General features: G+C 68.0%; 23 protein-coding genes and 1 riboswitch. Of the genes, 13 read left to right on the top strand and 10 right to left on the bottom strand.

All coding sequences use genetic code 11. The annotated features are described in order from the left end of the window. Positions 1–108 precede the first annotated feature (108 nt). Both hemG and hemE read right to left on the bottom strand, forming a co-directional pair. Positions 109–1,581, bottom strand: a complete 1,473-nt coding sequence (gene hemG / locus JYA52_RS21575) for a protoporphyrinogen oxidase (protein WP_205655425.1) — start codon at positions 1,579–1,581, stop codon at positions 109–111. Between the two features lie 3 nt (positions 1,582–1,584). Then, positions 1,585–2,679 (bottom strand): uroporphyrinogen decarboxylase, encoded by a 1,095-nt coding sequence (gene hemE / locus JYA52_RS21580; RefSeq protein ID WP_205655426.1) that lies wholly within the window; start codon positions 2,677–2,679, stop codon positions 1,585–1,587. 158 nt (positions 2,680–2,837) lie between these two features. Between hemE and JYA52_RS21585 the strand changes: the two genes are divergently transcribed. Next, entirely contained in the window at positions 2,838–4,187 is a 1,350-nt protein-coding gene (locus JYA52_RS21585) for a glutamyl-tRNA reductase (protein WP_205655427.1), read from the top strand. A gap of 131 nt (positions 4,188–4,318) precedes the next feature. Further along, positions 4,319–5,008, top strand: coding sequence for a DUF4352 domain-containing protein (locus JYA52_RS21590; protein WP_205655428.1), 690 nt, complete (start codon positions 4,319–4,321; stop codon positions 5,006–5,008). 26 nt (positions 5,009–5,034) lie between these two features. On the opposite strand, the gene moeB is transcribed toward JYA52_RS21590, so the two are convergent. Beyond that, a complete protein-coding gene (gene moeB / locus JYA52_RS21595; protein ID WP_205655429.1) occupies positions 5,035–6,234 on the bottom strand; it encodes a molybdopterin-synthase adenylyltransferase MoeB in 1,200 nt (399 codons plus the stop codon). Between the two features lie 66 nt (positions 6,235–6,300). On the opposite strand from moeB, the gene JYA52_RS21600 reads away from it, so the two are divergent. The 3 genes from JYA52_RS21600 (at position 6,301) to JYA52_RS21610 (ending at position 7,584) form a co-directional block, all read left to right on the top strand. Next, on the top strand, positions 6,301–6,987 hold the full coding sequence (locus JYA52_RS21600; RefSeq protein WP_240460653.1) for a TetR/AcrR family transcriptional regulator: 687 nt from the start codon (positions 6,301–6,303) through the stop codon (positions 6,985–6,987). Positions 6,988–7,048: 61 nt separating this feature from the next. Beyond that, a complete protein-coding gene (locus JYA52_RS21605; protein WP_205655431.1) occupies positions 7,049–7,273 on the top strand; it encodes a DUF3107 domain-containing protein in 225 nt (74 codons plus the stop codon). Between the two features lie 8 nt (positions 7,274–7,281). Continuing rightward, complete coding sequence (locus JYA52_RS21610; RefSeq protein ID WP_205655432.1) at positions 7,282–7,584, top strand: hypothetical protein; 303 nt, start codon at positions 7,282–7,284, stop codon at positions 7,582–7,584. Between the two features lie 84 nt (positions 7,585–7,668). Here JYA52_RS21610 and JYA52_RS21615 read toward each other — a convergent pair whose 3' ends face one another. From JYA52_RS21615 to JYA52_RS21630, 4 genes are all read right to left on the bottom strand, one after another. After that, on the bottom strand, positions 7,669–8,334 hold the full coding sequence (locus JYA52_RS21615; protein ID WP_205655433.1) for a 4a-hydroxytetrahydrobiopterin dehydratase: 666 nt from the start codon (positions 8,332–8,334) through the stop codon (positions 7,669–7,671). A gap of 67 nt (positions 8,335–8,401) precedes the next feature. After that, positions 8,402–9,214, bottom strand: a complete 813-nt coding sequence (locus tag JYA52_RS21620) for a thiazole synthase (protein ID WP_205655434.1) — start codon at positions 9,212–9,214, stop codon at positions 8,402–8,404. A 5-nt stretch (positions 9,215–9,219) separates the two neighbouring features. Then, positions 9,220–9,456, bottom strand: coding sequence for a sulfur carrier protein ThiS (thiS, locus tag JYA52_RS21625; RefSeq protein WP_205655435.1), 237 nt, complete (start codon positions 9,454–9,456; stop codon positions 9,220–9,222). Continuing rightward, positions 9,453–10,730, bottom strand: coding sequence for an FAD-dependent oxidoreductase (locus tag JYA52_RS21630; protein WP_205655436.1), 1,278 nt, complete (start codon positions 10,728–10,730; stop codon positions 9,453–9,455). Before JYA52_RS21630 ends, thiS begins: the two co-directional genes overlap by 4 nt. Next, a riboswitch (TPP riboswitch) is annotated at positions 10,722–10,843 on the bottom strand. (Overlaps the previous gene by 9 nt.) A gap of 27 nt (positions 10,844–10,870) precedes the next feature. Here JYA52_RS21630 and thiE point away from each other — a divergent pair. Next, positions 10,871–11,593 (top strand): thiamine phosphate synthase, encoded by a 723-nt coding sequence (gene thiE, locus JYA52_RS21635; protein ID WP_205655437.1) that lies wholly within the window; start codon positions 10,871–10,873, stop codon positions 11,591–11,593. Here thiE and JYA52_RS21640 read toward each other — a convergent pair. Then, positions 11,590–12,276, bottom strand: a complete 687-nt coding sequence (locus JYA52_RS21640) for a ferritin-like fold-containing protein (protein ID WP_205655438.1) — start codon at positions 12,274–12,276, stop codon at positions 11,590–11,592. The two genes, thiE and JYA52_RS21640, sit on opposite strands and share 4 nt — an antisense overlap. A gap of 41 nt (positions 12,277–12,317) precedes the next feature. Here JYA52_RS21640 and JYA52_RS21645 point away from each other — a divergent pair, with 41 nt between their 5' ends. The 3 genes from JYA52_RS21645 to JYA52_RS21655 all read left to right on the top strand — a co-directional run bounded on the left by JYA52_RS21645 (position 12,318) and on the right by JYA52_RS21655 (position 16,693). Beyond that, positions 12,318–13,817 carry an RNB domain-containing ribonuclease gene (locus JYA52_RS21645; RefSeq protein WP_205655439.1) on the top strand — a complete coding sequence of 500 codons (1,500 nt, stop codon included), beginning with the start codon at positions 12,318–12,320 and terminating at the stop codon, positions 13,815–13,817. A 288-nt stretch (positions 13,818–14,105) separates the two neighbouring features. After that, positions 14,106–15,815, top strand: coding sequence for a DEAD/DEAH box helicase (locus JYA52_RS21650; protein ID WP_205655440.1), 1,710 nt, complete (start codon positions 14,106–14,108; stop codon positions 15,813–15,815). A 5-nt stretch (positions 15,816–15,820) separates the two neighbouring features. Continuing rightward, positions 15,821–16,693, top strand: a complete 873-nt coding sequence (locus tag JYA52_RS21655) for a DNA-methyltransferase (RefSeq protein ID WP_205655441.1) — start codon at positions 15,821–15,823, stop codon at positions 16,691–16,693. Between the two features lie 7 nt (positions 16,694–16,700). On the opposite strand, the gene JYA52_RS21660 is transcribed toward JYA52_RS21655, so the two are convergent. After that, positions 16,701–17,546 (bottom strand): PHP domain-containing protein, encoded by an 846-nt coding sequence (locus JYA52_RS21660; RefSeq protein ID WP_205655442.1) that lies wholly within the window; start codon positions 17,544–17,546, stop codon positions 16,701–16,703. A gap of 88 nt (positions 17,547–17,634) precedes the next feature. Between JYA52_RS21660 and JYA52_RS21665 the strand changes: the two genes are divergently transcribed. Beyond that, positions 17,635–19,224, top strand: coding sequence for an aminopeptidase P family protein (locus JYA52_RS21665; RefSeq protein WP_205655443.1), 1,590 nt, complete (start codon positions 17,635–17,637; stop codon positions 19,222–19,224). Between the two features lie 106 nt (positions 19,225–19,330). Here JYA52_RS21665 and JYA52_RS21670 read toward each other — a convergent pair whose 3' ends face one another. After that, positions 19,331–20,329 carry a YflT domain-containing protein gene (locus JYA52_RS21670; RefSeq protein ID WP_205655444.1) on the bottom strand — a complete coding sequence of 333 codons (999 nt, stop codon included), beginning with the start codon at positions 20,327–20,329 and terminating at the stop codon, positions 19,331–19,333. A gap of 76 nt (positions 20,330–20,405) precedes the next feature. On the opposite strand from JYA52_RS21670, the gene JYA52_RS21675 reads away from it, so the two are divergent. The 3 genes from JYA52_RS21675 to JYA52_RS21685 are packed head-to-tail and all read left to right on the top strand — an operon-like array spanning position 20,406 to position 23,534. Beyond that, a complete protein-coding gene (locus JYA52_RS21675; RefSeq protein WP_205655445.1) occupies positions 20,406–21,689 on the top strand; it encodes a magnesium transporter MgtE N-terminal domain-containing protein in 1,284 nt (427 codons plus the stop codon). A gap of 1 nt (position 21,690) precedes the next feature. Then, entirely contained in the window at positions 21,691–22,395 is a 705-nt protein-coding gene (locus JYA52_RS21680; RefSeq protein ID WP_205655547.1) for a DUF1003 domain-containing protein, read from the top strand. 11 nt (positions 22,396–22,406) lie between these two features. After that, positions 22,407–23,534, top strand: a complete 1,128-nt coding sequence (locus JYA52_RS21685; protein WP_205655446.1) for an Mrp/NBP35 family ATP-binding protein — start codon at positions 22,407–22,409, stop codon at positions 23,532–23,534. The last annotated feature ends 6 nt before the right edge of the window (positions 23,535–23,540 follow it).

Raw genomic sequence — 23,540 nt, forward strand, 5'->3', positions numbered from 1 at the left:
GACACAAAACGCCGGGATGAAAAACTTGCTTCCGGCAGGGCGAGCGGGTATTGCGGGCGCCAATGCTCGCTATTACTAAGGACCGGACTGTGGCGCCGGAGCAGTGGATTACTCCAGAAAACGGCGCAGTTGCTTCCTGGTGTCTGCCACCACGGCGGCCAGTCCGTTTCCGGCGAGCCAGCCGCCCACCAGCACGAGTCCGCTGCTGTCGCCGCAGATCCGGCGCACTTCGGCAACCCTTTGCCGGTGCCCCACTGCGGCGAACGGAAGGGCGCCGGCCCACGAGACCACGTCCCAGCCCACCAGGCTGTCCGCGGTCACTGGCACTGTCAGCAGGGCGGAGGCGTCATGGAGGGCGAGTTCCAGCAAGGCCGCATCCGGCAAGCCAGCCGCGTCGTGGGATCCTCGGCCCTCCCCGCCAGCCGCGGCGCTGTCGCGGCGGCCGTACGAAAGCCTCACAACATGCCGGCCCGGTCCCGCTGCCGCAGCCAGCCAGTCCCACTTGGCCGTCGCATGCGTAAGCGCCTTGGCCCGGATTCCGGGAGTCTGCGGAGCCACCAGGATCCCCGTTCCGCGCGGGCGCCGGTCCAGCTCCGGAAGGTCGGCGACGAGCGTCACCAGTTTCACTTCCGGTCCGGGGCCCGGCCGGTGGCCGGCCAGGGCAGGCACCGCCTCCTCAAGCAGTCCGACGGCTGCGGGGCCGTCGAGCGCGACCACCAGTACGCCGGCGTCGTACGTCGTCGCAGGGAGGTTGCCGCTGCCCGTAGCGATCCGCCAGCCATCCGGGGTCCGCATGGCCGAGCGGGCCTGGCTTCCGGTGACCATCTCCACGCCCCGGCGACGCAGGTCCGCCACAAGGGCGGACACCATGGTGTGCATGCCGCCCTTCAGCCCGGCGACGGCGGAGCCTGCCTTGGCGCCCCGGGCACCTTCTGCCGGCGCCCGGCGCTGTGCGGCCACGGCCGCCGCCAGCGACCCGTGCCGGGCGATTCCGGCGCGGAGGCCGGGAGCGACCATGTCCACATCCAGGAGAGCGGCGTCGGCCGAGTGCACACCGCCAACCACCGGTTCGACGAGCCGAGTGAGGACGCGCCGCCCCATCCTGGCCCGGACCAGGGCGGAGACACTTGCGACGTCGGCAGTGGTTCCCACGGAGGAGGGCAGGATCCTGTCCAGCGACGCCCGGAGGGATCCGGCGATCCCCAGTGAGCGGCGCACCTCCGGGTCCCAGGGGTTTGCCGGAATGCCGAGGATGCCGGTCTTGGGAAGCTCACGGGGGCCGTCCGGCAGCTGCACCCAGGCACCGCCGGGGTGGGGGGCGACGATGGCTTCGGCGAGACCCAGCTCCCGGGCGAGGTCGGCCACTGCGCCGGAGCGCGTGGCGAACGATTCGGCACCGCTGTCCAGTGTCAGTCCGGCGACCTCATGCCGGCCGACGCAGCCGCCCCACGAGTCGGTGGCTTCCAGCAGCGTGACGGCCGCTCCGGCCTGGGCAAGTTCCCGTGCCGCAAGGAGGCCCGAGATGCCGCCGCCCACCACCAGGGCTGTTTGTCCGGCCGCCGGAGGGGTTCCCGCCTCCATGTCCTACTCCGGGGAGATGGAGTGGATCAGCGTCACGACGCGTGTCAGCACGTCCGGGTCAGTTTCCGGCGGCACGCCGTGGCCAAGGTTCAGGACGTGGCCTGGTGCAGAGGAACCGGACGCGATGACCTCCCGGACATGGGCTTCCAGCACCTCCCACGGGGCGGACAGGAGGGCCGGATCGATGTTGCCCTGCAGGGGCACCGTGCCGCCCAGCCGGCGGTTGGCTTCCTCAAGCGGCAGCCGGTAGTCGACGCCAACGACGTCGACACCGACGTCGCGCATCGCGACCAGGAGTTCCGACGTTCCGGTACCGAAGTGGATCAGCGGTGCGCCCAGGTGCCGGACGTGGTCAAGCGCCCGGGCCGACGCCGGTGCCACGAAGCGGGTGTAGTCAGCCAGGCCGAGGGACCCGGCCCAGGAATCGAACAGCTGCCCTGCCGAGGCTCCCGCTTCCAGCTGTGCCCGCAGGAACAACCCCGAGGCGTCGGCAGCCCAGTTGGCCAGGGCCGTCCATGTCTCCGGGTCAGCATGCATCATGGTGCGCGGACCGAGGTGGTCGCGGGACGGCTTGCCCTCGACCATGTAGGCGGCGAGGGTGAAGGGTGCTCCGGCAAACCCAATGAGCGGCGTCTTGCCTAGCTGGGCCACCGTCAGGCGGACGGCTTCGCGGATCGGCTCCAGCGCCTCCCAGGTGAGCGTGGGCAGCGCCGCGACGTCTTCAGCGGTGCGCACGGGCTTGCTGAGCACGGGGCCCACGCCCGGAACAATGTCCACGCCGACGCCGGCCAGCTTGAGCGGAATGACGATATCGGAAAAGAAGATAGCCGCGTCAACGTCGTGGCGGCGCACAGGCTGGAGGGTGATCTCCGAAGCGAGTTCCGGCCGGAGGCACGAGTCAAGCATGGCCACGCCCTCGCGCACCTTCAGGTATTCCGGCAGCGACCGGCCGGCCTGGCGCATGAACCACACCGGCCTGCGGCTGGGCTTGCCGCCACGGTATGCAGTGATGAGCGGCGAGTCGGCAGTGCGCCCGTCCTTGAGCGGATGGCCAGCGTCAAGAACCGTGCCATCTGATGTTGCAGCGCTAGAAGTCATGCCTTTGATTGTGCCCAAAATCGCCCCCAAAAGATAACGACAGCCTGTCATCCCAGGGCCCCGGACTGGCTGCGTGGCGGGAATCACAGGACCTCGGACGCGGCATCCCGGCCAAGGGTTGTTCTACGCGGCTGCGAAAAAGCTATGATTGTCCTGCTGTGGTTCTTTTTTCACTGGTGGCTACACACGCCGACATCGACCTCGAAACCGTCGCTCAACTAAGCAACGGTTCTTCAGGCATAGCAACATCCGCCCTCGCCGGATCGCCGGCAGTGACGGGTGCGGTTGTCCTTGCCACCTGTAACCGCTACGAAATCTATGGCGAGGCAGCGCACGCGGACGACGTCGAAGCCGCCCGCGCCGCGCTGGTCGGGCAGATCAGCGAGATGAGCGGCCTCAGCGAACAGCTCGTGTCGCGCTCCTTTAATACGCGGACGGGCCCCGAGGTCAGCGAACATCTCTTTGCGGTCAGCTCCGGCCTGGACTCCGCCGTCGTCGGCGAACGTGAAATCGCCGGGCAGGTGCGGCGGGCGCTGATCACGGCGCAGCACGAGGGCACGGCCAGCTCCGGCCTGGTGAGGCTGTTCCAGGCCGCGTCCAAGACGGCCAAGGACGTCGGCGCGCAGACCGCGCTCGGATCCCGCGGCCTGTCCATCGTCTCCGTGGCGCTTGACCTCGCGACCGATCTCTCTGAAGACCCCGATTGGACCACGAAGAAAGTTGTGGTGTTCGGCACCGGCGCTTATGCAGGAGCCACCATGGCCCTCCTGCGCGAGCGCGGCTGCCGCGACATCTCCGTCTTTTCGTCCTCCGGCCGCGCGGCCACCTTCGTGGCAACGCGCGGCGGAACCGCGCTCGACGGCGATACCCTCCACCCCGCCGTCGCCGCCGCCGACGTCATGATCGGCTGCAGCGGATCGGACACCAGGGTGGAGGCAGCGGAACTCGCCGAAGTGCGATCGGGTTCCACCCGTCCGCTGATCGCCATCGACCTGGCGCTGACCCACGATTTTGATCCGGCCGTGGGAGAACTCGACGGCGTCGAGCTCCTCACGCTGGAATCCGTCCGACTGGCCGCTCCCGAGGAACAGGCCGAATCCCTGGCCCAGGCCAGCAGCATCGTGTCCGGCGCCGCGCAGGCTTTTGAGCAGGAGCGCGAGGCACGGTCTGTGGACTCGGCCATCGTGGCGCTCCGCCGCCACACCATGAATGTGCTGGATGCGGAGATGGAGAAGGTGCGGGCCCGTCACGGCTGCACCGCCGCGGCCGAGGAAGTCGAATTCGCCCTGCGCCGCATGGTGAAGCAGCTGCTCCACGTCCCCACGGTCCGGGCCCGGGAGCTTGCCGCCAACGGCCAGCAGGACGACTATGTTGCCGCGCTGGAAACCCTGTACGGCATCACAGTGGAGCAGCCCGCCGCCGCTTCCAAGGCCGAATGCCCGGTCGACCACACCCAGCTTGCCCCCGCGGGGCTTCCCGAAGCGGACTCCCGGAGGAACTCCGCCTAAGGCGCAGTCCCCACCCCCCTCTCCGGGCCAGTCCCCGGTTCCAGAGCCGCGCCCCAAGGATCCTGCAAGGTTTCCCTAGGTTCCTTGCGGAGCATGGATGGAACTTGTGAATCCTATTGGGGGTGCGAGCAGTGAATCCTGATTTCCGCACGATTTCCGTCCCGGTCCTGAGCCGCCGTCAGTTCGGACTGATTGTCGGTGGCGGCGCCGCCCTGCTGGTTGCCGGCGGGACGTACGGGGCGGTGTCCCGCAGCTCGCCCCATGCAGCCGCGCGCATGGACACGGCCTTTGGTTCCCTGTCCGTCACCAGGGCGGGCCGCCTCGCCCGGCTGGATGCGCAGGGCCGCCAGGCCTTCCGGTCCGTGGCAGCCGCTGCTGCACATCTCAGCGGGCCCGTTGCATCGGCCGGGAGTGCCGCGGGAACCTTCCAGCGGACCGCGAGCCTGGCCACCGCCGTCACCGGCTCCCATGGCCACGACGGCGGAGCTCCGGCGGAGGCGGGGTGGCCCCAGCCGGTGAACCTGACGTGGGGCGACGTCGTCCTGGTCGAGGTGGAGCTGAGTAACTCGGGTCCGGAGCCGGTGTTGTTCAGCCCGGGCCAGCTCCGCCTGAAACTGGCCTCCTCGGCCACCACGGTCACTCCCCAGGACGCGGACCGCACCACCGGCACGATCCCGCCGGGGGCGATGCACCATCACTGGATCAGCTATCTGGCACCCTCCGGCTCCGCAGGCATAGAGCTGGAGTACACCGATCCGTGGCAGGACCGGACACAGGGGCTGTCTCTGCCGCCGCTGGCGAGCAGCATGCAGCGGCCGTGAGCGCTTTCCCCCGCGTGCTGCTCCCGTCAGTAAACGGGCTTCTGCGGCTCCACGTCCCTCACCCAGGCGAGGATGCCGCCGTCGAGATGGCTCACGCGCTGGTAGCCGGCCTTCCTGGCCGCAGCAAGCACGGCGGCGGACCGCGCCCCCGACTTGCAGTGGAAGACAATGTCCCTGTCCTGCGGCAGCTCGGCCCACGCCTCCCCGGACAGGATCCTGCCCTGCGGGATGAGGACGGAGCCGTCGATCCTGACAATGTCGAACTCGCCCGATTCCCGGACGTCAACAAGCTCGAAGTCCTTCGTCCCGGCGTCGCGGGAGGCCAGCATCTCGGCCAGTTGCGTGGCAGTCACGGAGTGGTCCGCGTCGGTGGCTGCCGGCGGGGTGATGCCACAGAACGCCTCGTAGTCCGTCAGTTCGGTAATCGGAGGGGCTGCGGGGTCCTTCGCCACCCTGATCTCGCGCCAGCTGCCGCCCAGGGCGTCGTAGAGCGCCACGCGGCCGAGCAGGGAACGCCCGACGCCGGTGATCAGCTTGACGGCCTCCGTCACCATCAGGGATCCGACCGCCGCGCACAGCATCCCGAACACGCCGCCCTCGCCGCAGGACGGGACCGAACCCGCCGGCGGAGCCTCCGGATACAGGTCGCGGTAGGTGGGGCCGTGCTTTTCCCAGAACACGCTGACCTGGCCGTCGAAACGGAAGATCGAGCCCCAGACGTAGGGCTTCCCGAGGATGGCCGCGGCATCGTTGACCAGGTAGCGGGTGGCGAAGTTGTCGGCCCCGTCAAGGATGAGGTCGTATCCGGAGAACAGCTCCAGTGCGTTGGAGGAGTCCAGCCTGGCATCGTGGAGGCGAACGTCCACCAGCGGGTTCAGGGCGGCGATGGCATCCCGCGCCGACTCGATCTTGGGCCGCCCCACATCTGCCACGCCATGGATGATCTGGCGCTGCAGGTTGCTCAGGTCAACATCGTCGTCGTCGATGATCCCGATGGTCCCCACGCCGGCAGCGGCAAGGTAGAGGAGGGCCGGCGAGCCGAGCCCGCCGGCTCCGATCACCAGGACGCGGGCGTTCTTCAGCCGGCGTTGGCCGAGTGCGCCGATCTCCGGAATGATGAGGTGCCGCGAGTACCGCTCCACCTCTTCGGGCGTAAGTCCGGCCGCCGGATCGACGAGGGGGGCCGGTGAAGTGCGGGTTGCATTTGCGGTGGACAGAGAAGCCATACTTCAATGTATGCCTGAAGATACCGCTGGGTCATATTACCTCCGGGTAAAGTGAAGTTAACTGAAATGGAAAGAAGGCCAACAGTGGTTCACGATGCACCGGTTGATCGCCCTCAGGGTGCGCACCCGCCTGCGGGCGCATCCCGCCCGGCCGGGCAGCGGTCGGCCAGGCTGCCCCGCGATGAACGCCGTGCCCAGTTGCTGGCTGCCGCCCAGGAGGTCTTCGTTGCCAACGGTTACCACGGCGCCGCCATGGATGAGATCGCGGAAACGGCCCATGTGAGCAAACCGGTGCTCTACCAGCACTTTCCTTCCAAGCGTGAGCTGTACCTGGCGCTCCTGGACAGCCACCTCGGCGTCCTCACCGACCTCATGATGGGGGCGCTGAACTCCACCTCGGACAACAAGGAGCGGGTCCAGGCCGTCATGCGGGCCTATTACCGCTTCATCGACAGCGACGACCAGGCGCACCGGCTGGTCTTCGAATCAGACCTGATCAACGATCCCGACGTCAGCTCGCGCCTGGAGACCTTCAACAAGGCCTTTGCCGACGCCATTGCACGTGTCATCGCCGAAGACACCAAGCTGCCGCCGTTGGAAGCGCAGCTCCTGGGGCGGGGACTTGCCGGCATGGCGCAGGTAAGTGCCCGCTATTGGCTCGAAACGGACGGAAACCTTGACCTGGATGTGGCCAGCGACCTCATCTACCGTTTAGCTTGGCGCGGAATCTCTCGTTTCCCCAAGGAGACCTAGACTACAAAGGGAGAACTACCTTTGTAGGTGCATCAACATTGATTGGCTGGGAGGCCTTGCTGTGGAAGTAAAGATCGGCATTCAGAACATCGGCCGCGAAATTGTGCTGGAATCGGCCCAGGATGCTGACGCGGTGGCCAAGGTCGTGGCGGAGTCCCTCGCCAAAGGCACCGAGCTGCGCCTGAGCGATGAGAAGGGCCGCCAGATCATTGTGCCGGCCAACGTCCTGGGCTACGTGGAGATCGGCGCGGAGGAAGTCCGCCGGGTCGGCTTCGGCGCACTCTAGGACCAGCAGTGCTGTCCCTCGTTATCGTCGTACTGGTCACCGTGGCCGCGGGCTTCATCGTCTGGGCCAATGACCGGCGCCATGCCAAGTACGGCATGTTCCTGCCGGCAGGCGTGGCCACGGTCGTGGGAATGCTTGCCTGGATTATCTGCATGGCGGCGGGCCTTGGCTACCAGCCGGGCCTGACTTGGATACCGTGGATTCTTCCGATGGTGGCCGGCTCCGCAGCGGCCGTGGCGGTGGCTGGCTACCTGGGCAGGCTGCGCACCAAACGGGACACACAACGGCTCACGGCCGCCCTGAAGAAATAGCGGCCAGCCCTGCCGGCAGTTGACCGGCCGGGCGGCTTGGGCTCCGAGCGATTAGTCCCCGGTGCCCGATGCGGGGCCCGATCTCTAGAGGTCGGGTCCGTGGCCTTCTTCGGTGCATAGGCACAACCGGTTTCCTTGGGCATCAGTGACCACCACCCGTTCGGGTGCGTGGTCACTGTTCATTAAGGCGCCGGTGGCCGCCGTCTTCTCCAGGGCAGCGCCGGACTCTGCCTTGGACCGGTGGATGTCCAGGTGGAGGCGGTTCCCGTCCGCCGCCGGCGCCTGCTCGAAGGACACGCCCGGTCCACGGCCGTACGGGTCGACGAGATTCCCGAACCGGCCCCTGCGGTAGCCGAGCGCGACGCGCCAGACCTCGGAGATCCCGTCCGCGTCCGGCGTGTCGATGCCGATGTCCACCGTCCGGTAGAGGCCGGGCTGGGCCTCCGCGCCTGCCGCCGCGGCGGCTTTGCTGACGGAGGCGGCAGCGCCGGTGTCACGCGCCGTTACCTCCCCGCCGACGTCATGGGAGCTGAACCGGATGAACACCCGGTTATAGCGCCAGTCCAGGTCGGGATGGTGGTCACGTTCCTCGGCAACGCGCCCGACGGCGGCAATCAGCCCAAGCGCGCCGGCCGCCGTCGGCGTCTTGAAGACGGTGACCAGGCCGCCGAGGCGGTAACGCCAGTCCGGCAGGTCAGCGAGCGCCGCGTCGATCTGGGGTCGGGTGAGGATGTCGTCCCTGGCGGCCACGGCTGCCTCCTTGGCGGGGTTCGTGGGTGGGCCTGCCCTGCCGACCGGTCTACCGCGGGTGTCCGGGCTAGAGGAACTCCGCCCGGCCTTCCATGGCCGATGACGCCAGCGCATGCTCGCGGCGCGGTATCCGCCCGGCCGCTTTGGCCAGCCTACCGGCGATAACGGCGTGTTTGAAGGCCTCCCCCATGAGTGCCGGGTTCTGCGCCCGGGTCACGGCAGTGGCCAGGAGCACGGCATCGCAGCCCAGTTCCATGGCCAGGGCGGCGTCCGAGGCCGTGCCGATGCCGGCGTCCAGGACTACCGGCACGGAGGCGCGGGAGACGATCAGCTCGATGTTGTGGGGATTGAGGATTCCCAACCCGGTCCCGATGGGCGAGCCCAGCGGCATGACCGCCGTGGCGCCCAGGTTTTCAAGACGCAGTGCCAGAACGGGATCGTCGTTGGTGTAGGCGAAGACCTTGAATCCACGGTTGACGAGCTGTTCGGTGGCCTCCACAAGTTCCACCGCGTCCGGCAGGAGCGTGTGTTCGTCGGCGATGACTTCGAGTTTGACCCAGTCCGTCTCCAGGGCCTCGCGCGCGAGCTCCGCCGTCATGACGGCGTCGCGGGCTGTGAAACAGCCGGCGGTGTTCGGGAGGACGCGGATGTTGTGGTCCAGGAGCAGCTGGAACAGGGACCCCGCCTCCGCCGGCGAATAACGTCGCATGGCCACGGTGGTCAGTTCGGTGCCGGACGCCAGGAGCGCCGCCCCCAGTCCGTCCAGGCTTGGGGCGCCTCCCGTGCCCATGATGAGCCTCGAGGTCAGTCCGACGCCGTCAATGACGAGGCGGTCAGCGGCGTGCGTTGCGGTATCAGCCTGCGTGGTTGTTTCAGTCATCGTCCTCATCCTCCCTGAACTGCCGTGACAAGCTCGATCTCGTCGCCCTCGGCGAGTGCTGTGCTGTGCCACTGGCTGCGGGGCACCACCTCCGCGTTGCGTGCCACTGCCACCCCGAGCCGCTGGCCGTCGGCGGCCTGCCCGTTGGCAGCCAGCTTCCGGCCGGTGACCTGGCTGACAAGAGTGGTGACGGAGGCGCCTGCCCCCATGGCGTGGGCGTTGCCGTTCAGTGTGATGTTCATGCGGGTTCCTTGTCCTGGTCAAATGTGACTGTGTTCGAAGCGGTGCGTTCGGTGGAGAACCGCCCGGGACGGAAGGCATCCCAGCGACTGTCCTTCACGCCGTCCATCAGCTCGCGGCAGATGACGGCGGCGGCGGGTGTCAGCAGGACTCCGTGCCGGAAGAATCCGGTGGCGATGATGAGCCCGGCAGCCACGCGGCCCAGCAGGGGCGCGTTGTCCGGTGTGCCGGGCCGTGCCCTGGCCGTTGCCTCGATCAGCTCCAGTTCGGCCACTGCGGGCACCAGGGCCTGGGCGTCCCTGAGCAGTTGGTAGACACCGCCGGCGCTGGGTGCGGCCTGACCGTCTTCCCGCTGGGTGGCACCAATGACCACGGTGCCGTCCTGCCGCGGCACCAGGTAGACCGGGATTCCGCGGACCATGCCCCGGACCGTGGCGGTCAGCAGCGGACGGAGCCGTTCCGGAACCCTGAGCCTGAGAATGTCGCCGTACACGGGGCGCAGGGTCAGTCTCAGCCCCTCCGGCAGTCCGTCCAGCGAGGCGGCCCCGAGACCGTTGGCCACCACCGTTTCGGCGGCCAGCACGGCGCCGCCTCCCGCAAGCCGGACACCGCTGACCCGCCCGCCGTCTTGTCCGCCGTCCTGTCCGCCGTCCCAGAGCAGCCCGGCGGCGTTGTCGCGGACCGCGTAGCCGTCTTCAGCGCCGGCCACGGCGGTCCGCGAACCGGGCGCGTGGCAGGCCAGTGCAGCGGCGATGCCAGCCACCAGCTTCCGCGGATCAACCTGGTGGTCGGCCGGGATGTCCAGTGCGCAGGAGATGCCCGGGCTAAGCAGCGGCTCCCGCAGCCGGGCCTCACGGATAGTCAGCGGTTCCACTGCCAGGCCGGCGGCCCGCTGGACTTCGCGCAGGTCCATCAGTGCGCGGCGGTCGGCGGGATCCGCGCCAACGGCGATGGTCGGCGTGGCGAGGTACCCTGCGTCGCGGCCGGCGCCGCCACCGGCGAGCGCCGCCGCGAATTCGGGCCACCGCGCAGAGGACTCGAGCATGAGCTCCAGGAGTTCCTCCTCCTGGTAATGCAGTTCGCTGACCGGGGCCAGCATCCCCGCGGCGGCCCAGCTGGCACCTGTCCCGGGCGCCTTGTCGATGAGGACCACGGAGCGTCCCGAGCGCCTCGCCTCCCAGGCGATTCCGTGGCCGATAACGCCGCCGCCAATCACGGCCACGTCGGCGTGGAGCCGTGCTGCGGCAGAGGTCTTCCCGCCGGATCCAAGGTTCATGGAATTCCTTCCCTACGCCGGTACTAACCGGATCAGGTCAAGCGGTCGGCTCTGACGCCCTCTCAGCCCTGCGCCTTTTGTGACAGCTGCAGCGGGCTCCCGCGGTACCAGCCCAGTTTAGAGGAACTAGGCTGGTTGCCATGACCGCGCCTGATATCCATGAAGCCCGCCTGTACCTTTGCACCGATGCCCGTAAGGAGCGCGGCGACTTCGCCGACTTCGTCGATGCTGCCTTTGCCGGCGGAGTGGACATCATCCAGCTGAGGGACAAAAACATCGAGGCGGCCGAGGAACTCGAACTCCTGGCAGTCCTGCGCCAGGCCGCCGCCAGGCACGGCCGGCTCTGGGCCGTCAACGACCGGGCGGACATCGCCTCACTGGCCGGGGCACCTGTCTTTCACATCGGCCAGAAGGACCTGCCGCTGCACTCGGCACGGACGCTGCTGAACGACTCCGCGGCGATCGGACTGTCGACCCACTCCCCCGACCAGGTTGATGCCGCCATCGCGGCCGCACAGGCACCCCAAGGCCTTAATTACTTCTGCGTCGGCCCGGTGTGGGCCACTCCCACCAAACCCGGCCGTGCCGCCGTCGGGCTTGACCTTGTCCGTTATGCAGCCGGGGCTGTCGGCAGTGCCGACGAGGAAAGCATCCGGCGTCTTCCGTGGTTCGCCATCGGCGGGATTGACTTGGCCAACGTCGAGCAGGTGGTGGCGGCGGGAGCCAGCCGGATCGTCGTGGTGCGGGCCATCACCGAGGCTCCGGACCCTACGGCTGCCGCGGCCGAACTGCTCGCAGCGCTTGACGCGGGGGCACCGGGCGCGGGCACCCGTTCCGGCAGCGCAGCGCAGGTTGGGGGCTAGCCGCTCAGCCCGAGCTGCACCATCCGCTTGGAATGGTTCTCCGCAAGCTCCGCGGTGAGCCTTTGCACGCGCTCCCTGGCGGCAGCGTCATCCGCACCGCTGTCAGCTGCCGTGATCAGTTCCGTCAGGAAGGCGTTTTCGTAGCCCACGCGCTGGGCCTGGGTGAGCGCCTCGCCCAGGAGCCGCCGTCCCCACAACGCCAGCCGGGAGGCGAGCCGGGGGTCGTCCGCCAGGGCCACCCGCAGCCGCTCCCTGAGCACGGCTGTTGCGTCCTCGGACGCCTGGATCTGCTGGATCAGCTCCCTGGTTCCGGGATCCACGTAGCGGGCCACGGCCTGGTAGAAATCGGCCGACACCGTGTCCACCACGTAGGCCTTCATCAGGGATTCGTACCAGTCCGCCGGCCGCGTCCGTTCATGGAAGTGGTCCACGGCTGCCTGGAACGGCAGCATCGCGTCCTCGACGTCCACGCCCATGTCCGCCAGCTTTTTACTCACCAGCTCGTAATGCTGGAACTCGATGACGGCAATCCGGCCGAGCACGGCGCGGTCATGGAGCGTCGGGGAGTAGCGGGCGTCGGACGAGAGCCGTTCGAAGGCGGAAAGCTCGCCGTACGCCATCACACCGAACAGGTCAGCGACGAAGCGGTCATAGCGAGCGGTGTCAGCCGAGGATGTGCCCATAACCCAAGACTAACTGCGGAAATCGGACTAACCTGATTTTCGTGCCACATCATCGCCTGTCCCCCAGCGTCCACGAACAGACCAACGCCCTGGCCGAGGCCCTGAGTGCGCTGCGGACCGAGCTGGAACTCCCCGGGCAGTTCGCCGACCACGTGCTCAGGGAGGCGGAGGCGGCCGTGGCGAAGCGCCGGCTCCCGGGGCTCGACCTGACCGGCGTCGAATTCCTGACCATCGATCCGCCGTCGTCCACGGACCTCGACCAGGCCCTCTTCATCGAACGGTCCGGGGAGGGCTACAGGATCCTGTACGCCATCGCTGACGTTCCGTCCTTCGTGGTTCCCGGCGGTGCCCTCGACGCCGAAACCCGCCGCCGCGGACAGACGTTCTACGCTCCGGACGGCCGCATCCCCCTGCACCCGGAGGTGATCAGCGAGAACGCGGGAAGCCTGCTGGCCGGTCAGCTGTGTTCGGCGTTCGTCTGGGAGTTCGAGCTCGATGCCGCGGCCGAAGTCGTTTCCGTACTGGTGCGGCGGGCCATGGTCCGCAGCCGGGCCAAGCTCAACTACAAGGGCGTCCAGGCAGAGCTGGATGCCGGGACCGCCTCACCCCTGCTGCAGCTCCTGCGCGAAGTGGGGCTCAAACGCGTTGAGCTCGAGCGTGCCCGCGGCGGCGCCAGCCTGAACATGCCTGAGCAGGAGATCGTGCAGCTTCCCGACGGCGGCTACCGGATTGTGGCGGCGCCGCAGCTTCCCGTGGAGGACTGGAACGCCCAGATTTCCCTCATGACCGGCATGGCCGCCGCCTCGCTGATGCTCGATGGCAAGGTGGGCATCCTCCGTACGATGCCGGCCCCGGACGAGCGGTCCCTCGGCCATTTCCGGCGCCAGACGGCCGCATTGGGTAAACCGTGGGACGGGAAGGTCAGTTACGGCGAGTACCTGCGGACGCTGGATCCCACCGACCACCGGCAGCTGGCCATCATGCATTCGGCCGGCATGCTTTTCCGCGGGGCCGGCTACACGTACTTTGACGGAGCGGTTCCGGACGACGCCATCCAGTCCGCCATCGGCACGGCGTACGCCCACACCACGGCACCGCTGCGCCGGCTAATCGACCGTTTCGTCCTGGTCATCTGCGAGGCGCTGAGCAACAACCGCCCCGTGCCCGCGTGGGCACGGGAGGCGCTGCCGTCCCTGCCGGACATCATGGCAACCTCCGACCAGCTCGCCGCCAAGATGGAGCGCCTGGCGCTGGACACGGTGGAGGCGGCGCTGCTCATCAACCACATCGGCCAGGAGTTCGACGCCGTGGTGATCTCCGGGTCGAAACCCGCCAAGAACAACGGCAACGGCAGCACCACCAACGGCAACGGCAACGGCAAGAGCTCCAACGGCAATGGCCCGTCCGGCATAGTCCAGATTGCCGAGCCGGCGGTCACCGCCCGCTGCGCCGGCGAAATGGAACCCGGCACGCGGGTGCGGGTCCGGCTGATTTCCTCGGACATCGCCACACGGGAAGTGCACCTCGAGCTGGTCGACTGACTCCCGGTCCCGCCCTCCGCAGCCGCTCCAGTCAGGGAAACCTGTTTTCCCGGTTAGACTGAAGAGGTAGAAATGGATGCCCGGTCGTTGATTTCGTTTATTTTGAATCAACAAGCCCGCCCCTACGCGATCTTGAGACAGACCCGTTGGTCCCCAGTGCCAGCATTTAGATAGCCCGCGATCGGCTTCCACTGGAACCGCTTGCGCGCAGAGCGTGCTCCGGATCGGCCCCTTGGCCGGCCGTTGAGCATGCGGCGCCAATGCCCAAATGAATAAGGAAACTCCACTGTGAGTGAATTGCATACGCACCAACTGCTCTCCGATGACTCCGGAACCGAAACCATCGAGCCCGAAGAGACCATCATCTCGGACGAGAAGCCGCACGAGATCGCGGAGAAGTCCTTCGTGGACTACAACGTGCGCCCCGACATCGTCGAGTCCCTTGCCGACGCCGGCATCACCCATCCCTTCCCCATCCAGGCGATGACCCTGCCCGTGGCCCTGTCCGGCCACGACATCATCGGCCAGGCCAAGACCGGCACCGGCAAGACCCTCGGCTTCGGCATTCCCGCCCTGCAGCGCGTCGTGGGCCCGGACGATGAGGGCTTCAGCAAGCTGCCCGCGCCCGGCGCCCCGCAGGCCATGGTCATTGTCCCCACCCGCGAACTCGCCGTGCAGGTTGCCAACGACCTGCAGACCGCGTCCCGCAAGCGCAACGCCCGGATCGCCACCATCTACGGCGGCCGTGCGTACGAGCCCCAGATCGAAGCGCTGCAGAAGGGAGTGGAGGTCGTTGTCGGCACGCCCGGCCGCCTGATTGACCTCTACAAGCAGCGGCACTTGGTGCTCAAGAACGTCAAGATCGTGGTCCTCGACGAGGCCGACGAGATGCTGGACCTTGGCTTCCTGCCCGATGTTGAGACCCTGATTGCCGGCACTCCCCCGGTCCGCCAGACGCTGCTGTTCTCCGCCACGATGCCCGGCCCTGTGATCGCCATGGCCCGCCGGTACATGACGCAGCCCACCCACATCCGCGCCGCCGACCCGGACGATGAGGGCCTGACCAAGCGCGACATCCGCCAGCTCATCTACCGTGCGCACAGCATGGACAAGACCGAGGTTGTCGCCCGCATCCTGCAGGCCCGCGGACGCGGCCGCACCATTATCTTCACCAAGACCAAGCGGACGGCGGCCAAGGTCGCAGAGGAACTCGTTGACCGCGGATTTGCCGCCGCAGCCATTCACGGCGACCTCGGGCAGGGCGCCCGCGAACAGGCTCTCCGGGCCTTCCGCAACAACAAGGTGGACGTCCTCGTTGCCACTGACGTTGCCGCCCGCGGCATCGACGTTGATGACGTCACGCACGTTATCAACTACCAGTGCGTCGAGGACGAGAAGATCTACCTGCACCGTGTGGGCCGCACCGGCCGTGCCGGCAACAAGGGCACCGCCGTGACGTTCGTGGACTGGGACGACATGCCGCGCTGGGGCCTCATCAACAAGGCGCTGGGCCTGAGTGTTCCCGAGCCCATCGAAACGTACTCCTCCTCGCCGCACCTTTTCGAGGACCTGGACATTCCGGAAGGCACCAAGGGCCGTCTCCCGCGCAGCAAGCGCACGCTGGCCGGCGTGGACGCCGAGGTCCTGGAGGACCTCGGCGAGACCGGCAAGAAGGTGACCCGCGGCGGACGCGACAGCAGCCGCTCCGGCGGGCGCGAGGGCGGACGCGACGGCGGGCGCTCCGACAGCCGCCGCAGCGGCGAAGCAGGCGGACGGTCCGGGGACCGCCGTCGTCGTTCCTCTGATACCGCTGCCGACGCCGGCACGGCACCTGACGCGGCTTCGGCAGCTGCAGCCGGCTCCGCCGCAGCGGGCGGGGACCAGCCCCCGCGCGCCCGGCGCAACCGCACCCGTACGCGCCGCCGCAACGGCGAGGTCGTGGCAGGCGGCGAGTCCGCATCAACGGGCTCGCAGCCGGGCAGCACCGAGGCCTCATAGCCTCAATGACTGAACCTGTCTGGGCGCCGGACGGCAGCAACCTGGTGGTACACGCGGACAACGCGGAATTCCTCCCCACGCTGCCGGACGGCGCCTTCACGCTCATTTACGTGGACCCGCCGTTCAACACCGGCCGGGCCCAGCAGCGCCAGGAAACCAAAATGGTGCTGAACGCCGTCGGTGACGGCGACCGTGTCGGTTTCAAGGGCCGCTCCTACGACACCATCAAAGGCGCCCTGCACCGCTACGATGACGCGTTCAGCGACTACTGGTCTTTCCTTGAACCCCGGCTGGTGGAAGCCTGGCGCCTGCTGGCCGACGACGGCACCCTGTACCTGCACCTGGACTACCGCGAGGTGCACTACGCGAAGGTCATGCTGGACGCCATCTTCGGCCGCGAGTGTTTCCTCAACGAGATCATCTGGGCCTACGACTACGGCGCACGCGCCAAATACCGCTGGCCCACCAAGCATGACAACATCCTCGTCTACGTCAAGAACCCGGCCAAGTACCACTTCGACAGCGCCGAGGTGGACCGGGAGCCGTACATGGCCCCGGGGCTCGTGACGCCCGCGAAGCGTGAGCTGGGCAAGCTGCCCACGGACGTCTGGTGGCACACCATCGTGTCCCCCACGGGCAAGGAGAAGACCGGCTACCCCACGCAGAAGCCCGAGGGCCTGGTGCGGCGGGTCGTGGCTGCCTCCAGCCGCCCGGGTGACTGGTGCCTGGATTTCTTCGCCGGCTCGGGCACGCTCGGTGCCGTGGCAGCGAAGATGGGCCGGCGGTTCGTGTGCGTCGACCAGAACCAGCCGGCCATCGACGTCATGGCCAAGCGGCTCGGCGCGCACGCCGAGTTTGCGTCCTACCCGCGCGACTAGTCGCGGGTCAACGGATAACCGCGGTGCCGGTGCCGAGCTCCTCGATTTGGGCGAAGACCTCCGGCGCCGTCAGGTATTCCCCCAGCCGGTTCGGCTTGCCCGTGCCGTGGTAGTCCGACGAGCCCGTAATGAGCAGTCCGTGCCTGGCCGCGAGCCCGCGCAGGAATTCCCTGCCTTCCTCGGAATTGTCGCGGTGGTCCACTTCGAGGCCGGCGAGTCCGGCATCGATCATTTCCCGGTAGGTGCGCTCCCCCACGACGCGCCCGCGTGACGACGCCACCGGATGGGCAAAGACGGGGACACCTCCGGCCGCACGGACAAGCTCGACGGCGAGCGCCGGTTCGGGCGCGTAGTGCTGCACGAAGTACCGCGAATGCGAGGTCAGGATCGAGGTGAAGGCTTCGGACCTGTCTGATACCACGCCGGCGGCAACGAGCGCGTCGGCGATGTGCGGCCGTCCCAGGGTTGCCCCCGGCGCCACGTGGTGAATCACATCGTCCCAGCTCAGCGGATAGTCTTCGGCGAGCAGCGTCACCATGCGCTCGGCCCGTGTCAGCCGCGCATCCTTGGCCTTGGTGATCTCCTCCAGCAGGCCCGCGTGGGCGGGGTCGTGCAAATAGCTGAGGAGGTGCACGCTGATGCCCTGCGCCGTCCGGCAGGAGATCTCCATGCCGGGCACCAGGGCCACGCCGTTGTCGACCGCCGCGCGGGCCGCCTCGGCCCAGCCGTCGGTGGAGTCGTGGTCGGTCAGTGCGATGACGTCCAGCCCCGCCGCCGCAGCGGCAGCCATGACGGCAGCCGGCGCCTCCGTGCCGTCCGAAACATTTGAGTGGGCGTGCAGATCTATCTTCACCAGCCCAGCCTAGTAGATGGGCGGGCATCCGCGGCCTGGACGGGGCCGGTGTTGGCCTCAGCCGCAGGGCTGGTGAGACGATGGGACGGTGAACGACGCAGACAACACCTACAACGGTGAAAAGACAGCCTCCCAGCCTCTCGAGGAGCGGGTCAACAACCGCTCGCAGCGGCCCAGTTCCGAGGCCTTCAAGGCCTTTATGGCCAGCAACTGGGCACCGTCCCCGCAGGTGGCCCCCGAACGGGACGCCGTTGCCGACCACGCCGCCCGCCGTCGGCGCATCATCTCCGGCCAGTTCAAAGGTGAACGCCTGGTGGTCCCGGCCGGGCCGCTCAAGGTCCGCTCCAACGACTGCGACTACCGCTTCCGGCCCCACTCGGGCTTCGCGCACCTGACGGGCCTCGGCCTGGACCACGAACCTGACGCCGTCCTCATTTTCGAGCCCGTCGAGGAAGGTACCGGGGACGACGGCGGCAACCACCGCGCCACTCTCTACTTCCGCCCGCTGGCCGGACGGGACTCCGAGCAGTTTTACGCCGACTCGCGGTCGGGCGAGTTCTGGATCGGTGCCCGCCCCACGCTGGCCGAGTTCGAAGCCCGTCTCGGCCTTCCGACGGCCCACGTCGATGAATTGGAAACGGCCGTCACCAAGAACGTGGGTGCACCGGAAATCGGCGGCATTTCGATCCGTCTGGTGCGCAAGGTGGACGAGAACATCGACGCGCTCGTGGACACCGCGCGCTACAACACCGCCAAGGACCCGGACAACCTGGACCTCGGTGTGCTGGATGCCCTCGACGAGAAGCTGTCCGAGGCCCTGTCCGAGCTCCGCCTGATCAAGGACGGCTGGGAGGTCGAGCAGCTGCAGACAGCCGTGGCCGCCACGGTGGAAGGTTTCGCCGAAGTGGTTAAGGCCCTTCCCCGCGCCCTGACCCACTTCCGCGGAGAGCGTGTCGTGGAGGGTGCTTTCTTCGCCCGCGCCCGGGAGGAGGGCAATGAGCTCGGCTACGACACGATCGCCGCTGCCGGGAACAACGCCACGGTGCTGCACTGGACCAGGAACACCGGCAAGATCAAAGCCGGCGATCTCCTGCTGCTGGACGCCGGCGTCGAGGCCGATTCCCTGTACACCGCGGACATCACCCGCACGCTGCCCGCCACCGGCACGTTCTCGGACATCCAGCGCAAGATCTACGAAGCCGTCCTCGACGCCGCTGACGCCGGGTTTGCTGCCGCGCGGATCGGCACGCGCTTCCGGGACATCCACACCGCCGCCACCACCGTCCTCGCGGAGCGGCTTGCCGAATGGGGGCTGCTCCCTGTTCCGGTCGCGGAGGCGATCAGTGACGAGGGGCAGCAGCACCGGCGCTGGATGCCGCACGGCACCAGCCACCACCTGGGCCTCGACGTCCACGACTGCGCGCAGGCCAAGCGGGAGCTGTACCTCGACGGGGTGCTCGCTGAAGGCATGGTCTTCACCATCGAACCGGGCCTGTACTTCAAGAACGAGGACCTCGGCATCCCGGAGGAGTACCGCGGAATCGGCGTCCGGATCGAGGACGACATCCTGATGACCGCCGAGGGCCCCGTCAACCTCAGCGCCGCGCTCCCCCGCACCGCCGACGACGTCGAAGCGTGGATGGCGGGCATCTGGCACGAGGCCAACGGCAAGGCTTAGCCGGCGCCGGGTTGGGCGGTTGCCGCAGCGGCACAGCGTCCAGCGCAAAAAGGGCAAACGAAAGGGCCACCGGATTTCTCCGGTGGCCCTTTCGTTTGGCGCCACGCTACCGCTGCGGTTCGTCCTTGGTTTCCGGCGGCTGGTTGGCGTCGTTCACGCGCACGCCGTACTGCGGGCGGCCATCCGGCAGGTCGGGGTAGCGGACAGTCGCGGGACGCTGGCCGGCTCGCTGCTCGGCGTCCGGGGCCCCGGCGCCCTCCGGAGCGCGGCTGGGCTGGCCGGGCTGGCCGGGCTGGCCCTCGACGGCCCCATACTGGGGTGCTGCACCCGGAACCGGTGCGCCCTGAGCCTCGGGGTTGTGTCCCTGGACATCCTGGGTCCGCTGGCCGTAGGGGTCGTTCCAGCCCGCGGGCCGCTGGGGCGCCTGGCCCTGGTACGGACCCTGGTGCCGGCCGGGCTGCTCGTGCTGGTCGGGCTGCTGGTACTGGCCAGGCTGCTGGTACGGCTGGTTGTGGTAGTCACCCTGGGTGTAGTTAGACGGCCCCGTGTAGTTCGACGGACCGGTATAGTTCGACCGCCCTGCGCCGGCGGTGGCGTCCGACGGTGTCATCGGCAGCTGCTGCAGCAGCCGGCGGGCCTCGTGGGAAGCCTCGAAGGAGACCACGACGTCGTAGTTGGTCGCCACCACCTGGCTGGTGGACGTAAAGTCACGCTTTCCACGCTGCATGGCGTAGGTGACGATCCCGAACAGCATGAAGAACGCCGCGCCCATGAGGACCGAGCTGATGATCGAGAACGTCCCTCCGGCCGGGGTGAAGAACGACAGCATGACACCGACAAAGAGGCCAAACCACATGCCGCTCAGGGCACCCGAGAGGGCCACGCGGGGATAGCTGAGCCGTCCCGTCACCCGCTCCACCATCTTCAGGTCATTGCCGACGATGGACACCATGTGCACCGGGAACTGCTGATCGGCAAGATAATCGACAGCCTTCTGGGCGTCCAGGTAGGAGGTATACGTGCCGACGGTGTCCCCGGTGGGGACAGTCCGCGCTTCGTCGGAGCCGTTCGGGACGCCCTTGGGGCCACCAAAAATGTTTGACATACACCCATTCTTGCCCATAAGGATGTGTGCGAGCTGAAATTCAGCTAAAAGAGAGCAGACTCGGTAGCCTGTAGGGGTGAGCACAAATCCTACCCGCGTCTTCGTGGCGCGCCTTCTGGGACTGGACGTCTTCGACCCCCTGGGCGACCGCCTGGGGCGGCTTCGCGACGTCGTCGTGCTCTCCCGGGGAACCCGCGGAGCACCACACGTGGTGGGCATCGTCGTCGAAGTGCCCGGCAAGAAGCGGGTCTTCGTTCCCATGACCCGGATTACGTCCATCGACCAGACGCAGGTCATCTGCACCGGGCTGGTCAACCTGCGGCGCTTCGAACAGCGCGGCGCCGAGACCCTCGTGGTTGCGGAGATGTTCGACCGGCGCGTGACGCTGCGTGACGGCAGCGGCGACGCCACCATCGAGGACATCGCCATGGACCAGCACCGCTCGGGCGACTGGTTCGTCAGCAAGCTGTTCGTGCGGCGCGGCCATTCGCTGGCCCCGCTCAGCAGGCTCCGGCGCAACGAAACCATGATCATCGACTGGGCGGACGCACACCAGGGCGCCAAGACCGAGCCCCAGGCCGCCACCCAGTTCGTCGCCAACCACGAGGACCTCAAGCCCGCCGACTTCGCCGAGGCACTGCAGGAGATGAGCGACAAGCGGCGGTTCGAGGTCGCAAGCGAACTCCAGGACGAACGGCTTGCCGACGTCCTGCAGGAGCTGCCGGAAGACGACCAGGTGGAGATCCTCTCCGCACTCGACGTCCAGCGCGCGGCCGATGTCCTGGAGGAGATGGACCCCGACGACGCCGCAGACCTCCTGGGTGAACTCCCGTCCGCCCAGGCCGAGGAGCTGCTGCAGCTGATGGAACCGGAAGGCGCAGAGGACGTGCGCCGCCTCCTCGAATACGACGAGGACACCGCCGGCGGCCTGATGACCCCCGTTCCCGTCATCCTGCCGCCCGAGGCCACCGTGGCCGAGGCCCTTGCCCATGTCCGCCGCGAAGAGCTGTCCCCTGCCCTCGCCTCCTCCATCTTCATCGCCCGGCCACCGCTGGAAACCCCCACCGGCCGGTTCCTGGGGGTCGTCCACATCCAGCAGCTGCTGCGTTTCCCACCGTTCGAACCGCTGGGCAACCTGGTCGACAAGAACCTGGAACCGCTCTCGGACCAGGCCCATATCAGCGAAGTCGCCCGCACCCTGGCCACCTACAACCTGAACTCCCTTCCGGTGGTCAACCAGGCCGGGCGGCTGGTGGGGGCAGTGACCGTCGACGACGTCCTGGACCACCTGCTGCCGGATGACTGGCGGGCCAATGACGGCGAGGCTCCGATCAGAAGGCTTGGAGGCCGCATTGGCTGATATGACGGCAAAGGGCTCCGGCCCACGGGGACGGGACAAGGCGGCCGGCAAAGGCAGCCTGGACACTCCGCTGAGCGGCCGGCAGCGCATCCTGCCCAAGTTCAAGCCGGATCCCGATGCCTTCGGCCATGCCACAGAGGGGTTTGCCCGCTTCATGGGCACGCCGCAGTTCCTGCTGTACATGACCGTGTTCTGTTTGTTCTGGCTGGTCTGGAACACGTTCGCGCCCACCGACTGGCAGTTCGACAGGGTGGAGCTCGGCTTCACCCTCCTGACCCTGATGCTGTCGCTGCAGGCCTCCTACGCGGCGCCTCTGCTGCTGCTGGCGCAGAACCGCCAGGATGACCGCGACCGTGTTTCGCTCCAGCAGGACCGCCAGCGCGCCGAACGCAATTTGTCCGACACCGAATACCTGACCCGGGAGCTGGCGTCGCTGCGGATCGCGCTGCGGGAAGTGGCCACCCGCGACTACGTCCGGGCCGAACTGCGCAGCCTCCTGGAGGACCTGGTTGAGGCGCAGGAGGAACTCCGCAGCCACGACGCGTCCGGGCAGGGCAGCCACGAGTCGCCGCGGGAGCTGGTCCGGGAGAAGCTCAAGGAAAAGCGGCAGCGCAGTCCGCGGACCCAGCAGATCCCCAAGGTCAAGCAGGACAAGCCCCGCCAGGGCCGGTCAGCCGAGCCGCACCCCACCACCCCGGAAAGCTGAGCATCCACAGCATGAGCACGTCCCTCGCCCCGGCAGTAAACGCTGCCCTGGCTACCGTTATCGATCCCGAGTTGCGCCGTCCCATCACGGAGCTCGGCATGGTTGATTCGGTGGAAATTTCCGACGACGGCGCGGTGCACCTGTCCGTGCTGCTCACCATCGCCGGTTGCCCCCTGCGGGACACCATCACGAAGGATTCGGAGGCGGCCCTGCTGGGCGTTCCCGGTGTCACCGCCGTGGACGTCGAGCTCAAGGTGATGACGCAGGCCCAGCGCGATGCGCTGAAGGAGCAGCTCCGCGGCCCGGGGGGCCAGCGGGGAATCCCGTTCAACCAGCCGGGATCGCTGACCAAGGTGTTCGCCGTGGCCAGCGGCAAGGGCGGCGTGGGCAAATCATCGGTGACGGTCAACCTGGCCTGCTCGCTGGCCGCCCAGGGCCTGCGTGTGGGGATCGTGGACGCGGACGTCTACGGCTTCTCCGTACCTGCGCTGATGGGCATTACACAGGCACCCACCCGGGTGGACGACATGATCCTCCCGCCGGTGGCGTACGGCGTGAAGGTCATCTCCATCGGCATGTTCGTCACCGGCAACCAGCCGGTGGCCTGGCGCGGTCCCATGCTGCACCGTGCGCTGGAGCAGTTCCTCACCGACGTCTACTTTGGCGACCTTGACGCCCTGTTCCTCGACTTGCCCCCGGGCACCGGGGACATCGCCATCTCCGTGGCCCAGCTGCTCCCCAAGGCCGAGATCCTTGTGGTCACCACCCCGCAGGCGGCGGCCGCCGACGTCGCCGAACGCGCCGGAGCGATTGCGACCCAGACCGGGCAGACAGTGGCCGGCGTCATCGAGAACATGTCCCACCTCGAAATGCCCGACGGCGGGCGGATGGAGCTGTTTGGAAGCGGCGGCGGGCAACTGCTCACCGAACGGCTCAGCGCCACGACGGGCACGCCTGTGCCGCTGCTGGGACAGATCCCGCTCGACATCCTGTTGCGGGAAGGCGGGGACTCGGGACAGCCGATCGTCCTGGGCCGCCCCGAGACGCCCGCTGCGGCAGCGCTGGCCGGCATCGCGGACAAACTGGCATCCAGGCCGCGCGGCCTGACGGGAATATCACTGGGCCTGCAGCCCCGGTAACCCTGG

Origin of the sequence: Arthrobacter pascens, assembly GCF_017052465.1 — a bacterium.
Classification (GTDB): Bacteria; Actinomycetota; Actinomycetes; order Actinomycetales; family Micrococcaceae; genus Arthrobacter; species Arthrobacter pascens.